The organism is Rathayibacter sp. Leaf299, assembly GCF_001423055.1.
GTDB lineage: Bacteria > Actinomycetota > Actinomycetes > Actinomycetales > Microbacteriaceae > Rathayibacter > Rathayibacter caricis.
On sequence record NZ_LMNT01000002.1, the window covers coordinates 351,572 to 369,957 of the forward strand.

Here is an 18,386-nt window from a genome sequence, read left to right on the forward strand (position 1 = left end):
CGCCGTGATCGTCGTCGGATACGAGCACACTGTCGCCTGGGGTGAGGGAGAGAATCGCCGCACGGGACGCGTGATCGAGGCCGACGCGATCGGCCCCCAACCTCACCCGCGCGACCGCCGTCCTCACGACGGCGGTGCAACGTCCTCGACTCAACGAGCATTGAGGTCGTCTGAGAGTCCGCCGGGTCGCCCTCGCCGCCGACGTCAGGCGGCCTCGTCGAAGATCCGCTTTTGGGCTGCGAGGTACCGGCGCAGGTCTACGACAACGCCGCCCTCGCTCGTGGCTTCGGCCTGATTGAGCTCGGTGCCGTTCGCCTTGGCCAGTTCGCTCGTGTACTCGAGAACGACCCTTGTCAGAGTCGCAAGCTGCTCGGGTGAAAATGCCACAGTGGTTACTCCATTCTCGCCATAAGCGAGGACGGCATCTAGATCGGCGATCAGACGTTCGATGATGCTCGCGTCAAGACTGCCGCTCTGGATCGCTTCGAAGTATGCCCGGAGCGAGAGGTTGTAGCTCTGCACGCACTCGGGCACGTTCGGCTCGGCGTCCTTCTTCCATTTCTTCAGGGCAAGGACCACGCCACCGCCCACGGCGACGAGCGCCAGCGCGCCTACACCTACCGCAACGACCCACGGGTTCCTGAGGTTGAGCGCGGCGTGCTTCGCCAGCTCCTCCACCGCTTCACTGGACGAGGGGATCTCCTTGAGGTGGGTCACGACCCGACCAGCGGCATCTCGTACGACGCCGCCGTGACGAATGAAGTCACCGTTGAGGAGCCCCGCGGCGATGTCCGATGGGACGTGAAATATGGGCTGAATGGTCACGTGTGGACCTCCGTTTCGGTACTCAGGGTCGTGCCCCTGAACATACAGGCCGTTTACGACAACGAGTGCGGGTCAATTCCAGTCGCGGCACACATCCGCTCAAAGTGTTCGCCATCCACTGCGCGAAGGAATTCCATGCAGCGACGGATCTGGCCGTGGACCGCTCTTGCGTCGAGCACATCAATACTCTCGCTCCCCTCGCCATGCGAAAAGCGGTTGCAAAAGTCATAGACGTCGCGGTAGGGCTCTCCCTCCTGCGCGTAAACCAGGGTTTCCAGTGCCTGCAAAAAGTCGGTCTTATGTGGGGCTTTGTAACTTGCGAATACCTCGAGCACGCGCCGCGCTGCATTCGGAAGAAGAAACAGGCGTTCATGCTCCTGAGAGTCGGCGATCCCCGCCATAACCATTGCGAAAAGGTAGGCGTACTCCGACGTATTGTTGAGTAGAAGGCGGGGTAACTTTCCCACCTTCGATTGACGCTTTCCGCCGGTCGTTGAGGCGTACATCTCCAGAAAGGCAACTCTCGGGAACCGAGCCTCATTTACGTCGCCGCCAGCAATTTGCTTGGTCGACTTACCCCAAGCAGATTTGTGGGACTTGATGAACAACCGGAGCAGGCTGAAATCGTGCGTCAGGACGACGTACTGGCCGAAACCCTTTAGGGTATCGATCAGCCACTGGTGCGTGGCGAAGAGCGCCTCCCGGTCGAGTGAGCTCGACGGATCGTCGATGACCACGATTCGCTGCGACGGGTTGCTACCAGGCACCTGCTCGTCTTCAAGCTTCCGAAGAAAGTAGAGCAGGGATAGGGTCGTCCGCTCTCCGTGGCTGAGATCCGTTCCGGGCTTGTCTCCCCGGCGGCAGGCATACGACTTGCCGTCATCGGTAACCACGACACTGAGATGGTCCTTGCCGTAGACACGTGCAAGGTCGCGCGTCAGCGTGTCGGCCATGTCTTTTGTCGTGAACTGCTCCTGACGCACCTTATCCAGTCGATTTTCCGACAGTTTGATCGCCTTTTTCTTCGCATCCCGTGCGTTCGCCAGATCCGTGACCTGTTGCTCCAGTGCGCGGAGCGCATCGCTCTGCGAGCCGACCAGGTGGTCCAGAACGGTCCTGTGACGATCAGCCGTGACCTCGGCGTGGCGACGAACCCGGTCGTTGTGCTCTTGGACCACCTCAACAAGCACCGTCGTCGATGGCGTAGCCGTCAGCAACGCCCAATCGGGTCCTTCGGGAGTGAAGCTGGGGTCAAAGACCTTTGCATCGCACGCCGCCGCGACCGCCTCTAAGATGACGACCCGCTCGTCGACATCCTTCTTCGTCTTGTTGACGGCCTCTAAGTAGACCGGTTGAAGGTCGCCAGCGAGAGCCGTGGCGGCTGGCAGGTTTGAATACCAAGCCTCGAGGTTCTGCTTCTCGCCCGTAACGGCAGCAAGTAGCGACTTGGCCCTGCTGCGGATCTGAAGCCAGCTTTCGTCGAAATGCCGGGCCAACTGCGCTCGACGTTCCTCAGTTATCTCGCCAGCGCAGAACAGGCATTGGTCGGACCCTTCATGCAGTTCGCGTCCCCGTTCAACCCACACCTGAGCTGTGGGCTTGCCTTCCAGTGCCTCAATTGCGATCTGCGTCGGTGTCTCTGTCAGCAGATCAGGCAGCTCGGCGAGCTTGCCAACGACTCCGACTGGAGGCGCCGATACCGCGACGACGGGCGCAGGGGCGCCCTCGCTTAGTCGCTGCAAAGACTCGGCGTGAGCTTCGGCGCCGGGGAACTGGCCCACGTACTTGCGAAGGTCGTCCTTCACCCGGGGGACCGAGTATCGGCTCTTAGTGAAGTGGTCGTAATCGAAAGCCTTAAGCTGGGAGACGATCCGATCCTGAACTTCACGAGCCAGCTTGTCCACCTTGCCATCAGCAAGCTTGTACTGCTTTTCCGCGTCGCCAATTTCGCCTCGAAGCGCCCCGATTTCCTTGACCAGTCGTTCTTCCTCTTCCTTGGCATCGATAGCTTCTCGGCCAAGCGTCACGATGGCCGAAGCGCTGGCTCCGTCGAGGAAGGCGGACAGATTCGCGTCTACCCATTTGCGTGTGAAGACCGCCATCGAGAGCGATGGGCTCGCGCCACCGGCACTCACCGTTGTGCGTTGCACGTCGTCGTGCTCCCACACGACTTCTGCCGCGGACGCGCCTTCCGCAAGACTCAGCAACAGCTCCGACACCGTCGACTTACCACTGCCATTGTGGCCGTACACCACGGTGTGACTACCGAGCGGGAGATCTTCAGGCCAGAAGTCGCTGTCGAGTGATCGCCAGGGTGCCTTGAGGTCGATTCGGCGCAACATGGCTAGACCCTAGCTTGCTCCGGCGACACAACCTTCGTTGCTCGAAGCTCAACCGGGGAGGGCTCGGGTCCAGCGATCGCATCTTGCACTGATCGGGTCACGGGTGTGTGGGCAGCCGTTGTACGAGAAGCTCCGCACGGCGCACGATGGCGGCGCGATCGTCGTGAACTTTGATGGGTCGAAGCAGGGCCGCGCTTGAGCGAAGCGGGGGATCGAGTCAGATCTAAGTGTTTAAGGTTGATCTGCCCGCTTTCGCGATGTCATCGGCGTTCGTGCCCGCCGTGCTGCGCATCACCGTTGATGCCGATTCCGCGCACATTAGGTGTGCCAGCGCCCACCTTCTTTCATCGTCCCATCCGTCGCTGACACGGGCCGATCGAGTGGGGGGGGGGGGGGGGCGAGAGGGGCTGACCCCTTACGCTCCCCGGCATCCCGTTCCGGGGCGCGAGCTGCACTCGCGCAGCGGCGACAGAGCGCCGCCAACAGGAGCCGCTCCGCGGCGCGGTCCCTGCGTTTTCTTCACCTCTCCGCGGTTTCAACCTATTTCGCTCCACCGGCTGCGTGCCACCGATCCCGGACGCGCCCTGCGGGCTTATTTCGCCCGTGATCGGCGTCACTGCGCCGCCTCCACTCAAACGGTTTTCCCCGCCGGAGAGGCAAAGAAAAACGATCAGCCAGAGGGAGCACCCAGACCATGCAGACCAGCACCGTTCCGCAGACCACGGCGAAGACCTATCTCACCCTCGCGAACACTCGCGCTGTCAGCGTCCGCGTCGAGGGCACCGACCCGAAGACCACGCTGTCCGTGCTCGTCACCCGCCGCCCGTCGGGGACGTGGGAGGCGTGGCACTCCGACGAGTTGCACGGCTTCACCAGCGGCTCGTTCCGCATGTGCGTCATGTACGCCCGCCGCGCCGCGATCCGCCGCCACGCCCAGACCATCACCCGCTGAGAGGAGCAGACCATGACCCGCACCGACACCGGCCGCGCCACCCCGGCCCAGCTCGACGTCATCCTCACTACGCGCCGCGACGAGTCCGACGAGGACGCCGCCGCCACGGACGCCGAGATCCTCGCGAACGTCCGCAACACCCTCACCCTGCCCGGGCAGGGCACGCCGGGCGGGTTCCCCGTCATAGATGACGGCACCGACTACGCGGCCGCGCTGATCGCGTTCCTCAGTCCCGCCGCGAACGCGGACGCGATGCTTGCCACGATCGAGAGCCTGCACCAGCAGGTGTGGACCGCGGCCCCGGTCCTCACGGTCGAGACCGTGACCGATGACGGCGAGACCTACCAAGCACTCCGGTGCCCCGTGTGCGCCCGGCTCGTCAACGACGGGGGAGAGCTTCGCGCCGTGGATGTCTCGACCCGGTGGAGCAGTGCGGAGCCGGACGTCGAGAACCGCCAGATGGACGTGACCGCGGGGGATCACGACTACAGCAGCACGCTCTACTACGTCCACTGGACGGGCGAGGCGCACGCTGTCGTCCCGCCCGAGGGCTGGTCGGAGAGCTGGCTCTGACCCAGCGGGGCGGGACCGGCCTTCGGGCCGGCCGCGAGGGGCGACCCCCTCGCACTCCCCGGTGTCCCCCTGCGGGGAGTGCGAGCTCGCGCTCGCGTCCCCGGTGTCCCCCTCCGGGGGCGCGAGCTCGCGCTCGCGCAGCGGCGACGGATGGACCGGCCAGCTCATCCAGCGTGCCGGGATCTCGTACGGCTTGACGTCGCGGAAGAAGACCCGCCGCTCGGGCTCGGTCCTCTGCGGCGTCTCTGTTGAAGCCACACCCGTCGCCCGGGTTCCTACCGGCGCCTGCGAGCGATGACGCCCACGCAGTTAGCTCGGGGGGCCAAACGGAGACCACGGCCAGATCGAGCACATCACGGCGGAGGAGAGCGGGAAGCTCGGATCCTGCACCCCGCGTTCGGCGGCGTCGGATTCTCGCCTCGGATCGGTGCTGCCAGCGGTGCTGGGCGCTTCGCAGGAGCTGTTCGCAGGAACAAACACTGAGCCGGTCGTCGCCCTGTGAGGATGGGGCGACGACCGGCTCCGTGCTGGTCTCCGGGGCGTGGCTAGCGCACGACTCCGTCGATCTCGAAGCTGTCGAAGCTGCCCGCGAGGTACGGGTCGGGGAACTGCGACTTGCCGAGGTAATTGCCGCTGGTGCGGCCGAGGTCCTTCGGAGCGATCGGCATGGCGGCGTTCTGCCCCACCTGAACTCCGTTAGCGAAGATCGTCCCCGTCGTGGTGCCGTTCGCATTCGCCTTGAACGTCACCTTGATGTCGGTCCACTGCCCGGCGGTCATCGTGAAGTTCGTCGGAATCCGCGTCTCCGCTCCGTTACCGGAGGTCGTCAGGGCGAGCCCGAGCTTCCCGTCAGCGGCCCTCGGGGTGAGGAACATGTACTTCTGGGTGTTGCTGCCGAAGTCGAACAGTCTGCCGAAGGTGGAGATCGCATCGACCTTCACTCGCATCGAGAGGGTCACGTCCTTTGAGCGCGACAGGATGTCTGCCGGCAGCTGGGCGTAAGTCCCGTTGCTTCCGTTCAGCCGTAGCACGCTCGCTGTGCCGTCGGTGACGGTCGCCGCCGCCCCCTTGAGTGTGAGCGTGTTGCCGTTGCCGGAGGTGTCCGGCACGGTGCCGTTCGTCGACGAGTCGAAGGTGTACGTCACCCAGTCGGCCGGGAGTGGCTGCAGAGCTTGAACGGTCACGGACACCGTGTCGGTGCTCGCGAGCGCGCCGTCGCTGGCCCGGAGTGCGAACACGTAGGTGCCGGCGGCACTCACCGACGCGGACGTCCGGCGAGCTGTCGGCGATGCGAAGGTCGCGGTGGCACCGGCAGGAGCAGACTGCACGCTCCACTGCGTCGTCAGGGTTCCGTTCGGCGACCCGAGTCCGTCGTCGAAGGCGGATCCGCTGAGCTGGATCGGATCGAGTCCGAGGGACAGCCCGGTCTGGTCGGGACCAGCGTTGACGGTCGGCGCGGTGTTCGCCCCCGGGGCGGTCGAGACCAGGTGGACGATGTAAGTGCTTCCGGCGGGCGCGTCGAACGGAACGCGGACCGGTGCGGGAAGCGTTCCTGCGAGCGAGGCGGGGCGGTAGACGTTGACGGTGCGCTGGCGCACGCCGTTCACGATGACCGCGTAGCTGCCCTGAGCGAGACCGCTGACCTCGGCGATGCCGGAATGGGCGGTGCCGGTGCGGTTGAGCATGTCCAGACGCAGGTCGGCGCTGTTCGAACCGACGATCGCCTGCGAGTAGGCGTCGTTCTCGAGGTCCACCGACAGCTGCTGGGTGACCAGGTTGAGGCGGCGCTGCAGGCCGTCCTTCGGGATGACGGTGGTGGAGTAGGCGTCGCGCGAAACATCCGCTCCGTACCCGACGACTCCGAAGATCGGGTCATCGGTGACGACATCGGCGCTCAGGGTCTGCAGTGTGCCCCACAGCCCGAGGTCGCTCTCACCGGTCATGCCGCGCCAGCCGTTGTTCAGCTTGACGTTCGCGCCTCCGCCGACCCCGAGGGTGCCGAGGTTGCCGCGCTCGGCCTGGTAGGACCACGATGCGGCTCCGATGTTGGCGGGCGCGTTGCTGATCTGGCCGGAGTTGATGGTCGCGAGCCCTGCGACCTTGCCGGCGTAGTTCAGGCGCTGCAGCTCGGCGCGGCGGGCGGAGGTGATGGCCGTGGTTCCGGTCTCGAGAGCTGCGGTGTGGTTGATGTAGTCGTCCATCGTGTAGCCGGCGAGGGAGGCGCTGTACTGGAACTGCCACCAGTTCTCACCCGTGATGGTGGTGGGGTCGGAGTACCAGTACCAGACGGGCATGCGTCCGCGGGCGGCCTCCGTCTTGGCGACGATGTCGCGCATGACGCGCAGCGCATTCGCCTTGTCGTCGTTCACGTTGAGCTTGGCGAGGGTGTAGACCGCCTCCTCCCCCGTGTTGTCGTAGCTGTACTCGGACCCGTAGGGGTAGGCGTTGGAGGAGAAGTTCGCATACTTGATCGCCATCTTCGCTTCGATGTCGTTGGCCTGCGTGTCCAGTCCCTCAGCGCGCAGCGCGGCGATGAGGTCCGGGGTCGAGAGCTCGCCCATGAGACCGGTTTCCCAGTTGTAGGCCACGGGTCCCTCGTAGAGCTCCTTGAAAATTCCGTACGCGGTCGTCAAGTACCACTGCGCGGGGTGGGCGTAGGTGATGGCGGAGGGATTCTGCTTGGCGATGTTGTACATGCTGAAGAACGTGTTGTAGACGTGCGGGTAGGCGTAGCCGCGGTAGCCGGGTGTGGTGTTCAAACTCCCGGGCTTCCCCTGCTCCCAGAAGTCGTAGACGGTGTACTTCGGTGTGGCAGTGGGCGAGGTGTTGCCCATCAGGTTCTCCCAGACGGCCTTCTGCAGGTAGTCGTCGAGTGCCTTGATCTGGGTGGCGTCGGGAAGGGCGACGAGCTTCTCCGCGAGGAACTGGCCGTGCGGGAGTCCCCAGTCGTCGCCGAGCCCGTAGTAGCCGGCGTACTCGTTGCGGCGGCCCTGCGGGGCGTTCGTCGCGGTGGCGAGGCTGCCGTCGGGGGCGTTCATCATCCAGTCGTCGAAGGTGTAGTTGCGGATGTCGGTGGCGGAGAGTCCGTCGGACGGCTTCCACTGGGTCTTCTCGACCATGAACTTCGCGTGGGTGTCGAGGAGCCCCGCGACACTGTCGATCACGGAGAACTGGAGGACGGACTGCCGGGCGGCGCCGGTCTGGTCGGTGTACGAGACGGTGACGTCGTTGGCGCCCAGCTGAGTGCGGTCGAAGGTCATCCCGTAGATCCGGTAGTCGCCGTTGCTCCGGGAGAACGTCACGACGGGGTTCGTGGGCGCTGCCCCCTTGAGGTCGTTGCGATTGCGCGCGGTGACCGACGTGATGGTGCCCTTGATCCGGAATGCCATCTCGGCGCGCCGGTCGATGGGCACGATGAGTCCGGGGACCACCGTGGTGTCGAGCAGCCCTCGGTCGAACATCGTCTGCTTGAGTGCCGCGTCGTCCTCGACCTTGCCGATGCGGTAGGTGTAGCTCTTCGTCGCGCCGGGCGCGATGGCGACGCTGGTGGAGCCGAGGTAGCCGCGGTTGGTCTTCTGGATCGCGGCGGAGTGCGGGTAGTAGACGTTCAGGCCCTTGATGTTCGAGCTCTCGTTCGCCGAGTTCCAGGCCCAGGAGGTGTTGCCGACTTCCTCGGTGCGCCAGCGGTCCTGGTACTCGAATCCGGAGCCGGAGGCGGTGTCGGCGGTCAGGGCGATGAACGGCCCCTGGCCGCTGGGACGCTCGAGGGTGACGTAGGAGCCGTTCTTGCCGACGTAGGAGTGCGTGAGGACGCGGGTCTCGTAGATCGAGTCGCCCTGCCTCCACAGTTCATTGCCGGGGATGGGGACGCCCCAGTCGCCGATGACGAGCTGGGTGGCGGCGGTGTTCTTGACGTCCTGCTTCCACACCAGGGAGCCGTCGGCGGCGAGGGAGTACGTCTCGGTGACGGTGAAGCCCTTCACGCCTTCCGCGTTGGTGGAGTTCTGGTGGGTGACGGTCACGCTGCTCGACGTCGCCGAGACGGTGCGGCCGTCGGCCGACTGGGAGGTCCACGCGGTCTTCCACGGGTTCGACCCGACACCGGTGGGTGTCACTGCTCCTGTGCCGTTGGCGTAGGAGAACATCAGGTTGCCGAACCACTGGCGATACTTGTTGTTCGTCTCGGCGGCCTGCTCGGGGGCGCTGTCCGGGTTCATCAGGTACTCGGTGTCGTGCAGGTCGCCGACGATCTTGAGCGACTGCATCGAACCGTCCGCGGCGAAGCTCGCGCGGATCTTGTCGGAGGCGAGGGTGTAGGGGTAGCTGGTGGCGGCGTCGGCGGTTTGACCGACCACCACCGATCCTGTTGCGGCGAGGACGCCGATGGTGAGTGCCGCGAGCAGCCGGGAGGCTGTGCGTGAGGTGAGGAACATATTCTGCCTTCTTCGTCGAAGTGCGGAAACGGCAACCGGCGGCCGCCGCGGAGGAGTGAGGGTCCAACCGAGAGTGGAACGTGACGTTTGGAATCGTCGAGCACGAGGGCGAGCGCGGAGTCCGGGAGGACACGCGGAGACCACGACAGTCCTAAGCGTTGGAGGGTGGTAAGCCGTGCCGTTATCTCATTCGAAGAGCGAGAGAGTGAGCGTCGAGCTGTACTCTCCGGGTGCAACCGATGAGGCGGTCTTCAGCGTCAGCGCAGCGTCGGCTGTCCATGCGCCTTCTTCGGCCACTGTTGCGGAGTCGTCGGTGATGGCGAGGAGTTCCTGATCGACGAGGCCTATCCCGTTGGGTCCGCCGTCGAGGGCGGGATCGACCACGGCGCCTTCGGCGACGAGGCCGGAATCGCCGCCGTCAATGAGGTTGGGCGCCCAGCCGAGGTTTTCGGCGCCGATGATGTCACCGTCAGTGCTGGTGAACGCACTCGCGCTGCCTAGTACGTACCAGCCGGCGCCGGCGGGGATGTCTTCCAGGTTGCGGGTATCGGTGACGGTCACGGTGGGCAGGGTGCCGGTGAATTGGCGAACGTCGGGCGTTGTGCCGTTCTCGGTCAGTGCGATGGACGATGCGGCGACTGTCATGGAGAGAGTTCCGTCGGTTGCGAGCGGCTCGATGGTGACGTTGATGTCGACCTGGTCATCGGCAATCTCGGCGGCGACGGCTGTTCCGCCGAGACCGAGGAGGAGGGCGGTTCCGGTGAGGCCGATCGAACAGCGGAGGAGCGAGGAGCGAAAGGTCATGAGAGGAACAGTTCCGTTCTCCGGTTCGGCGGCGATGCCGGACCGATTCAAGGTGGCTGCGCCCGGTCCTGAGGGAGTGGGCGCAGCCACAAATGACGTGCGCAGCGAGCATGTTCACGAGGGGTCATCCGACCCTTCCGGCTACGGACACGGTTTCGGTGCGGTGAGTCGCCTGCAGGATGGGGACGGGAGGGGATGCGGTGCATCCCCTCCCGTCGAATCAGCAACTACGGGTGGCATAGCTCGCGGTGCTCTGCCCGGAAGCGGTGCTGCCGTTCGCGGTGGCGGTCACTACAACCTGACCGGCCGGCATCGTCTTCAAGCGCGTGGTGAAGGCCGCCGTCGTGGTCTTGCCGGGGCCGAGGTCGGCGACGCTCTTCTCGCCGTAGGGCGAGCGGATCGCCACCGTGACCGGCACGGTGCTCGTGTTCTTCACCGTGCTCGTCAGGACGACCTTGCCGGAGATGCAGCGGCTGCTTGCCGTTGTCGTGGTCGTCACCGGAGCGGCCGCCGTCACGGTGACGGCGCTTGACGGGGTGGCAGGGCCCGCGTAACCGAACTTCGTGGCAGTCACCATGACGGTCAGTGCGGCTCCGGCATCGGCTGCGGTCGCCGTGTAGGAGGCCTTCGTCGCCCCGGCGATGGCCGTTGCTCCGCGCCTCCACTGATAGCTGAGCGTGGAGTCGGCGGGAGCGGCAGCCGCTGTCGCGGTCAGCACCGATCCGACGGCCGGGGTGCCGGTGATGCGCACTCCGGTCGCCGTGGGGGCAGTGTCGGTCACCGCGCCGTCGATTCGGAAGTCGTCAAACGAGCCGGCCAACAGCGGGTCAGCGAACTGCGACTTGCCGAGGTAGTTGCTGCTGGTGCGTCCGAGATCCTTTGCGGTGAGGGCCATGTCGGTGTTCTGACCGACCCGAGACCCGTTGACGTAGATCGAGCCCGTGGTCCTGTCACCGCTTGCGTTCTTCTGCAGAGTGACGCGGATATGGGTCCAGGTCCCGGGCGCCACCGTATAACCAGTGCGGATCTGCGTCTCCTGGCCGTTGCCCGCGGTCGAGATCGCGAAACCGAGTCGCCCGTCGCCCATCGATGGGCTGAGGAACATGTACTTCTGCGTCGAACTCCCGAAGTCCCAGATCCGGCCATAGTTGGCGATTGTGTCGAGCTTGACCCAGGTCGAGATCGTCACGTCCTGAGACCGCGACAGGATATCGACGGGCAGCTGCGCGTAAGCATCGCTGCCGTCAAGGCGCAGGACTGAGGAGGAGCCCTCAGCTCGGACCGCCGCATCGCCTTTCAGCGCGAGCGCGTTCCCGTTGCCGGTCGTGTCTGGGACGGTTGCTCCAGAGGTTGCGTCGAAGTCGTAATTGACCCAGTTCCTCGGGAGCGGGGCGAGCGGATCGACGGTCACCGAGACGGTGTCGGTGGCGCTGAGCGCACCGTCCGAGCCGGTGAGGGTGAAGACGTACGTTCCCGCCTTGTCCATCGAGACAGTCGGTCGCACACTCGTTGCATCGCTGAAGGCGACTTTCGCGCCGGTCGGGGCCGTAGTCGTGCTCCAGGCCGCGGTCAGGGTGCCGTTCGGGGACCCGAGGTTGTCGTCCGTGACAGTTCCGCTGAGAGTGACGGTGTCCAGCCCCAGAGCGATGCCTGTCACGTCCGTTCCCGCGTTCACCTTCGGCGCGCTGTTCGTCGGCGCGGTCGTGGGGGTCAGAGCGATCGTGTAGGAGGTTCCGGCTGGCGCTGAGAAATTGACGGAGGTGGGGTCCTGGAGATCGCCGGCCGCACTGGCGGGCGTGTACTTGTTGATGGTGCCCTGCTTGACGCCGTTCACGGCGACGGAGTAGCTGCCGTCCACGAGACCGGTGACATCTAGCGAACCGGTGTGAGCGAGGCCGGTGACGTTGCGCATTTGGAGGCTTACGGAGGAGTTGTTCTTCGCAACGGTGGCCTTCGTGTACTGGTCCGACTCGAGGGACACACTCAGCTGCTGAGTGACCAGGTTGAGCGTGCGCTGAAGCCCGTCGGTCGGAGTGACCACCGTCGATGCTCCCGAGTCGGCCACAGTGGCGCCGTAGCCGACGGTGCCGAAGATCGGGTCGTCGGTGACGACGTCTGCGCTGAGGGTCTGCAGTGCACCCCACAGCCCAAGATCGCTCTCGCCGGTCATGCCGCGCCACCCGTTGAGCAGTTCGACGTTCTCTCCGCCGCCGACGCCGAGAGTGCCGAGATTGCCCTTCTCCGCCTGGTAGCTCCATGCGGACGCACCGATGTTGCGCGGGTCGTTGCTGATCTGGCCGGAGTTGATGACGGACAGACCTCCGAGCTTCGCTCCGTAGTTCAGACGCTGGAGCTGGGCGCGTTCCGCGGGCGTGACCGCGTTGTTGCCGGTTTCGAGCGCGGCAGTGTGGTTGATGTAGTCGTCCATGGTGTAGCCGGCCAGGGCGATGGAGTACTGGAAGTTCCACCAGTTCTCGCCGGTGATGGTGACGGGGTTGGCGTAGTAGTACCAGGTCGGCATCTGTCCTCGCGATGCGGTCGTCTTCTCGACGATGTCGCGCATCATCCGCAGGGAGTTGGCGCGGTCCTCGTCGATGTTGACCTTCGCGAGGGTGTAGACGGCCTCTTCACCGGTGTTGTCGTAGCTGTACTCGGAGCCGTAGGGGTACTTGTTCGCCGAGAAGTTCGCGAATTTGCGTGCCATCTTCGCCTCGACGTCGTTCGCTTCGGCGTTCATCCCTTCGGCGCGCAGCGCGGCGATGATGTCGGGAGTGGTCAGTTCACCCATGACACCGGTGTCCCAGTTGTACGTGACAGGTCCGTCGTACATCTCTTTGAAGATGCGGTAGGCGGTCTCCAGGTACCAGGTGTCGGAGCGCGAGTAGTCGATGAGCTCGGGATTCTGTTTCGCGACCTTGTACATGCTGAAGAACGTGTTGTAGACGTGCGCGTAGGCGTAACCGCGGTAGCTCGGTGTGGTGTTTTGCTTACCGGGCTTGCCCTGCTCCCAGAAGTCGTACACGAGGTAGGACGGAACGGCGGAGTCGTCCGTGTTGCCCATCAGGTTCTCCCAGACCGCCTTCTCCAGGTAGGTGTCGAGTGCCTGAACCTGCTCCCGCTCCGGGAGCGAGACCAGCTTCTCGGCAAGGAACTCGCCGTGCGGGAGGCCCCAGTCATCTCCGAGACCCCAATAGCCGGCGTAGGAGTCACGGCGGCCCTGCGGGGCCTCGCTCGCGCTAGGAAGGCTGCCGTCGGCGGCGTTCATCATCCAGTCGTCGAAAGTTCCGAAACGCATGTCGCTCGAGTCGATGCCGTCAGCTCCCGTCCACTGCGTGTGGTCGACCATGAACTGGGCGTGCGTGTCGAGCAGATCGGCGACCTTGTCGATGACCGCGAACTGGAGAACGCTCTGATGCTTCCGCCCGTCCTGGCTCGTGTAGTGAACGGTGATGTCGTTGGTGCCGAGCTGCGTCTTGTCGAAGGACGCCTCCCAGATCTCGTACTGCCCGTTGGTCCGCGCCTTGCGCAGAGCGGGGTTCGTGGGAGCCGGACCACCGAGATCGTTGTTGTTCACTCCGACGACGCGGTCGATGATGCCCTTGACGCGGAGGGCGATCTGCGCCTTCTGGTCGTAGGGGACGACCATGCCGGGGACGACCGTGGTGTCGAGCGAGCCCTGAGCGTAGAGAGTGTCCTTCACCGACTGGTCGTCATCGACCTTGGCGATGTGGAAGGTGTAGCTACGGCTGTCGCCCGGAGCGAGCTGCAGGTTAGTCCTCTCGAGGTAGCCGCGGTTCGTCTTCTGAATGGCTTCGGAATGCACATAGTAGGTATTCAGGCCCTTAATGTTTGAGCCCTCGTTGGCACTGTTCCACGCCCACGGCGTGTCGCCGACCTCCTGGGTGCGCCACCGGTCCTGGTACTCGAAGCCGGAGCCGGTCTGGGAGTCGGTGCTGAGCATCAGGAACGGCCCCTGGCCGCTGGGACGCTGCATTGTCAGGTAAGAGGAGTCGTCGGAAACGGCGGAGTGGGTGAGGACTCGGGTTTCGTAGATCTGGTCGCCCTGGCGCCACAGCTCGTTGGCGGGGACAGGTACGCCCCAGTCGCCGATCGTGAGGGTGCTGGACGCGGTGTTGGTAGCGGTCTGCGTCCAGGTGAGGGATCCGTCGGGGGCGATCGAGTACTTCTGCTGGAAATCAAAACCCTGGATGCCCTCGGCGTTGCCGCTGTTGCGGTAGGTGACGGTGACAGAGTTCCCGTCGGAGGTGACGGTGCGCGCGTCGGCGGACTGCGTCGTCCAGGCCTTTTTCCACGGCGTTGTACCGACACCGTTCTCGGTGACTGCTCCAGAGCCGTTGGCGTACGAGAACATCACATTCCCCAGCCACTGCTTGTACTTCGCGTTCGATTCGCCACCCTGATCTGGCGCGACCTCCGGGTTCATGACGTACTGGGTGTCGTAGAGATCACCGTTGATCTTCAGGGACTGGATGCTGCCGTCGGTACCGAAGCCGACGTTGAGCTTGTCGGAATTCAGTGTGTGTGCGTAGGCCGTCGCAGCCGTCGCGGGCTGCGCTTGAAGGGTGACGACCGCGAGGGCGGCCGCCGTCGCGGTTGCGAGCGCTCGGAGACACCAGCGGCGTCGTTGCCTGATGTGCATGAGGATGTCCTTCTGTTCGATGGTCGAGGAACGAGGGTTGGTCAGGACTGGCTGGGGATGTCGAGGGGAAGCCAGACCCGCATCGATGCAGGCCCGCGGCTCCCCCATGCGTGATACGGACTCAGGGTGAGTTCGAAGGCCTCGCTCCGGGATTCCACCGGAACGGTCGAGAAAGGCCACTGGACGTCCTCGAAGTGGACGAGCTTTCCCTCCAGAACGACCCGACCCTCCTTCACCGTCGGCGCTGCGGAGGCAACGACGCGGGCATCGTCAACATGGGTACCGTCCGGGAGGTCGACGGATTCGAGGCAGAAGACATCTGGGCCGTACTGCACCGCGATGGTGCCGCGGGTCGCGTCGATCCGCTCGTCGGGCTGCACCAGGACAGGTTCGAAGGGGAGGTCGAGTTCGATGCGGTCGCCGACGCGAAACATCCGCTCGACGCGGAGCGTGCCACGCAAAGGTCCGGTCGGCGCTTCCGTAGCGCTCCCGTCTGTGGAGGTGATGACGACCTTCGCGGAGGTCGCCCAGGTCGGGATGCGCAGCGTCAGAGCCCACGGCGCGGCGGGAGTGCTGGTGATAGTGACGACGACCCTCCCCTGCTGCGGCAGTTCACTGGCGACTTCGAGGGAGACGTCCCCTTGGAGTAGGGATACGGAGATCGTCGCGGAGGCGTACTGGTGTAGCTGTACACCTGTCGCGTCGGAGGTGGCGAGGTAGCCGGAGAGGGAGGCGAAGGTGCGGGCAAGGTTGTTGGGGCAGCAGGCGACGTCGAACCAGGCGGCGCGCTGGCTGGAGTCGGCACGTCTGGACTGCTCGTCCGGGGAGGATGCGACTCCGGGCTCGCGCCGGTGGAGGGTGTTCGCGTAGAAGAAGAACTGACCGTCCTCGGACACCGCGGTGGCGATGATGTTGTGCAGAGTGCGCTCGATCAGGTCCGCGTAGCGCGGGCGACCGGTGGCGAGGAGCAGGCGCCACGAGAGCATGATCGAGCCGACACCGGCGCAGGTCTCGCAGTAGGCGCGGTCGTTGGGCAGCTCGAAGTCGGCGCCGAACGCCTCGTCCTGGTGGTGCGAGCCCATCCCACCGGTGATGTAGGTGCGGCGTGCGATGGTGGCCTCCCACTGCCGCTCGACGATCGCGAGCAGCTCGGCATCGCCCGTGTCCACGGCGACGTCGACGACGGCGGACGTGAGGTACAAGGCGCGCACCGCGTGTCCGCGCAGGACCTCGGCCTCGCGGATCGGGACGTCGTCCTGGAAGTAGGCGCGCCCGAACTCGATGTCCTCGAGACTCTGGTGGCCGCGTCGGTCCAGGAACAGGCCGGCCTGCTCGAGGTAGCGCTCCTCCCGCGTGGCGCGGGCGAACTCGGTGAGACCGACCTCGATCTCCGGGTGTCCGCAGACGGCCTGGCGCCCGTTCGCCCCGAACTCCAAGCAGATGTGGTCGGCAAGACGTCGGGCAGCCTCAGTGAACTCATCCTCCCCGTGGGTGCGCAGTCGTGCGACTGCGGCCTGGAGGAGGTGTCCGGCGTTGTAGAGCTCGTGGCCCCACTCGAGGTCGCTATAGCGCTCGGCCTGGCCGTGGCGGCCGAAGCGGGTGCCGAGGTAGCCATCAGCCTCCTGAGCGCTCACGATGCGGGCGGTGAGAGCGCGGATAATCGTCTCCGTCTCGGGATCGTCTCGGCCGGCGGTGTGCCAGCAGAGCCCCTCGAGGGTCTTGTAGACCTCGGAGTCTGAGAACTCCCGGCCTCGGCGCCCTTCGTGCAGCCCGCCCTCGACGGCGAGATCGAAGTTGTGCAGCCAGCCCGCGCGCTCGAGCCAGCCAAGGTTGTGCTCGAAGGTGGCGGTCGCGTTGACGGCGACCCGGCGCCCCCAGAACCCCTCCGGCTCCAGTCGAACTTGATCGACGGCGAGGGGTGTCAGGGTGCCGGCGATCGGGTCGACGGGCAGGGCGCGGGAGGAGGGCATGACGAGGTCCTTCGAGAGCGGAGCAGGAGAAGAGAAAGGAAGAGTCCTCATTTGACGCTGCCAACGGCGAGGCCCTCGCGCAGCAGCCGGAACGACAGCACGTAGACGACCAGCAGCGGCAGCGAGGAGATGACAGCGAGGGACATCAGTCCGGGCCAGTCGATCCCGTACCCGGACGTCTGCTGTGCGATGAGAGCGCTGATCGGATAGTTGACCGGCGAGACGAAGAGGTTGATCGCGTACAGGAACTCACCCCACGCGACGAGGAAAATCAGCGAGCCGACCGTCGCCATCCCGTTGCGCACGATCGGGATGACAACGGAGAAGAAGGTGCGCAGGCGTCCGGCGCCGTCGATGGAGGCGGCCTCCTCAATGGCATCGGGAACGGCAGCGAAGAACGGTCGCAGCAGCAGCACGGCCCACGGCAGCAGCATCGCCGTGTTCGCGAGGACGAGGCCGGCGGTGGTGTCCAGTAGACCGAGCCTGCTGAAGATCGCGAACAGGGGGATGATGTTCGCGGTCTGCGGAACCATCTGCAGGAAGATCAGCAGTCCGAGGACGAGGCCGGCGACAGCGCCGTCGACGCGGCGCAGCGCGTACGCGAAGGGGACGCCGAGCGCGAGCACGAGTGCGGTGGTTCCGAGGGCGATCTGCGCCGACTGGGCGAGTGCGGTCGTCAGGGCGGGGTTGGCGAGGGCCTCGGCGTAGGCGTCGAAGGACGGAGCGGAGAAGATCGCCCCGCCGACCACATCGCCTTGGCGCTTGAGGGAGGTGAGCACGATCCAGATCAGGGGCAGCCCATACAGGACGTAGAGCACCACGCGGACGGCGAAGGCGACCGGTTCCCGGGTCCGGGACGGGCGCGCGACGCGGGTCGCGGCTCCGCCGCGCAGGCGGGTTAGAAGGGGGGCTGTGAGGGTGCTCATCAGGACTCGCTCCGGGTGGATCGGACGTAGACGACGGCGAGGACCGCCACGATGACGAGGGCGATGATGCCCGTCGCGGAACCCAGTCCGTAGTCGTGCTGGACGAAAGCCTGGGAGTAGCTGAGGTAGGGCAGCGTCGACGTCGCGTCCCCCGGGCCGCCGGCGGTCATCACGTAGATGAAGTCGAAGCTGCGGAACGCGTAGACCACGGTGAGGATGGCCAGGATCACGGCGGTCGGCCGCGCAGCCGGGATGAGAATGCTGCGGATTTCTTGCCAGCGGCTCGCTCCATCGACGGAGGCCGCTTCGAGGATCTCAGGATCGATACCCAGTAGGGCCGAACGGAACACGAGCGCGTTGAACGGAATAACTGCCCACGCGTTCACGATCGCGACCGAAAGTAGCGCGAACCTCGAGTCGTAGAGGAACGGGACACCCTCGGCCGTCAGCCCTGTCGCTCGGACTAGCGTGTTGACCAGGCCTTGGTCCGCAAGAAGGAACTTCCATATGCTGCCGTTCACCACCGGAGGCATGGCCCAGATGAACACCATCATTCCCAGAAGGAAGGCGCTGCCCAGCCGCGAGGAGCGCAAAGCGATCGCCGCTCCGAGTCCGCCGACCACCCCAACGGCCGTGACCAGGAGCACGAACGCACCAGTGCGCAGAGTGGCACCCCCGAGGTCCGAGCCTTGGAGTAGCGCGAGGAAGTTCTGGGCGCCGACGAAGGGCCAGTCGCCGTTGAGGGTTCCGGAGCTGACCTCGCTGACGCTCATCCTCATCAGCAGGTAGATGGGGTAGAGCGACAGCGCCGCGAGCAGCACTCCTCCCGGGGCGGCGAAGCCCAGTCGGCCGCCGCCGACGCCGGATCGTCTCCGGGTCGTGGTCGAGGTGCTGCTCACGG

General features: G+C 65.3%; 10 protein-coding genes. 2 read left to right on the top strand and 8 right to left on the bottom strand.

Annotation, left to right across the window (positions count from 1 at the left end):
- Window positions 1-204: 204 nt before the first annotated feature.
- Both ASF48_RS08955 and ASF48_RS08960 read right to left on the bottom strand, forming a co-directional pair.
- The gene (locus ASF48_RS08955; RefSeq protein WP_055789977.1) at window positions 205-825 is read right to left on the bottom strand and encodes a hypothetical protein; all 621 of its coding nucleotides are present in this window, start codon (window positions 823-825) and stop codon (window positions 205-207) included.
- 53 nt (window positions 826-878) lie between these two features.
- Window positions 879-3,167, bottom strand: a complete 2,289-nt coding sequence (locus ASF48_RS08960) for an AAA family ATPase (protein WP_055789979.1) — start codon at window positions 3,165-3,167, stop codon at window positions 879-881.
- Between the two features lie 694 nt (window positions 3,168-3,861).
- Here ASF48_RS08960 and ASF48_RS08965 point away from each other — a divergent pair.
- Both ASF48_RS08965 and ASF48_RS08970 read left to right on the top strand, forming a co-directional pair.
- Window positions 3,862-4,119 carry a hypothetical protein gene (locus ASF48_RS08965; RefSeq protein WP_055789982.1) on the top strand — a complete coding sequence of 86 codons (258 nt, stop codon included), beginning with the start codon at window positions 3,862-3,864 and terminating at the stop codon, window positions 4,117-4,119.
- A 12-nt stretch (window positions 4,120-4,131) separates the two neighbouring features.
- On the top strand, window positions 4,132-4,692 hold the full coding sequence (locus tag ASF48_RS08970) for a hypothetical protein (RefSeq protein ID WP_055789986.1): 561 nt from the start codon (window positions 4,132-4,134) through the stop codon (window positions 4,690-4,692).
- A gap of 545 nt (window positions 4,693-5,237) precedes the next feature.
- On the opposite strand, the gene ASF48_RS08975 is transcribed toward ASF48_RS08970, so the two are convergent.
- From ASF48_RS08975 to ASF48_RS09000, 6 genes are all read right to left on the bottom strand, one after another.
- Window positions 5,238-9,125, bottom strand: a complete 3,888-nt coding sequence (locus ASF48_RS08975) for a DUF5695 domain-containing protein (RefSeq protein ID WP_055789990.1) — start codon at window positions 9,123-9,125, stop codon at window positions 5,238-5,240.
- A 186-nt stretch (window positions 9,126-9,311) separates the two neighbouring features.
- On the bottom strand, window positions 9,312-9,929 hold the full coding sequence (locus tag ASF48_RS08980; protein ID WP_055789993.1) for a hypothetical protein: 618 nt from the start codon (window positions 9,927-9,929) through the stop codon (window positions 9,312-9,314).
- Between the two features lie 220 nt (window positions 9,930-10,149).
- The gene (locus tag ASF48_RS08985) at window positions 10,150-14,589 is read right to left on the bottom strand and encodes a DUF5695 domain-containing protein (protein ID WP_055789996.1); all 4,440 of its coding nucleotides are present in this window, start codon (window positions 14,587-14,589) and stop codon (window positions 10,150-10,152) included.
- Window positions 14,590-14,630: 41 nt separating this feature from the next.
- Window positions 14,631-16,559 (bottom strand): glycoside hydrolase family 127 protein, encoded by a 1,929-nt coding sequence (locus ASF48_RS08990; RefSeq protein WP_055789999.1) that lies wholly within the window; start codon window positions 16,557-16,559, stop codon window positions 14,631-14,633.
- A 47-nt stretch (window positions 16,560-16,606) separates the two neighbouring features.
- A complete protein-coding gene (locus ASF48_RS08995; RefSeq protein WP_055790002.1) occupies window positions 16,607-17,485 on the bottom strand; it encodes a carbohydrate ABC transporter permease in 879 nt (292 codons plus the stop codon).
- Complete coding sequence (locus tag ASF48_RS09000) at window positions 17,485-18,384, bottom strand: carbohydrate ABC transporter permease (protein ID WP_157603120.1); 900 nt, start codon at window positions 18,382-18,384, stop codon at window positions 17,485-17,487. The genes ASF48_RS08995 and ASF48_RS09000 overlap by 1 nt, the downstream gene beginning before the upstream one ends.
- Window positions 18,385-18,386: the final 2 nt, after the last annotated feature.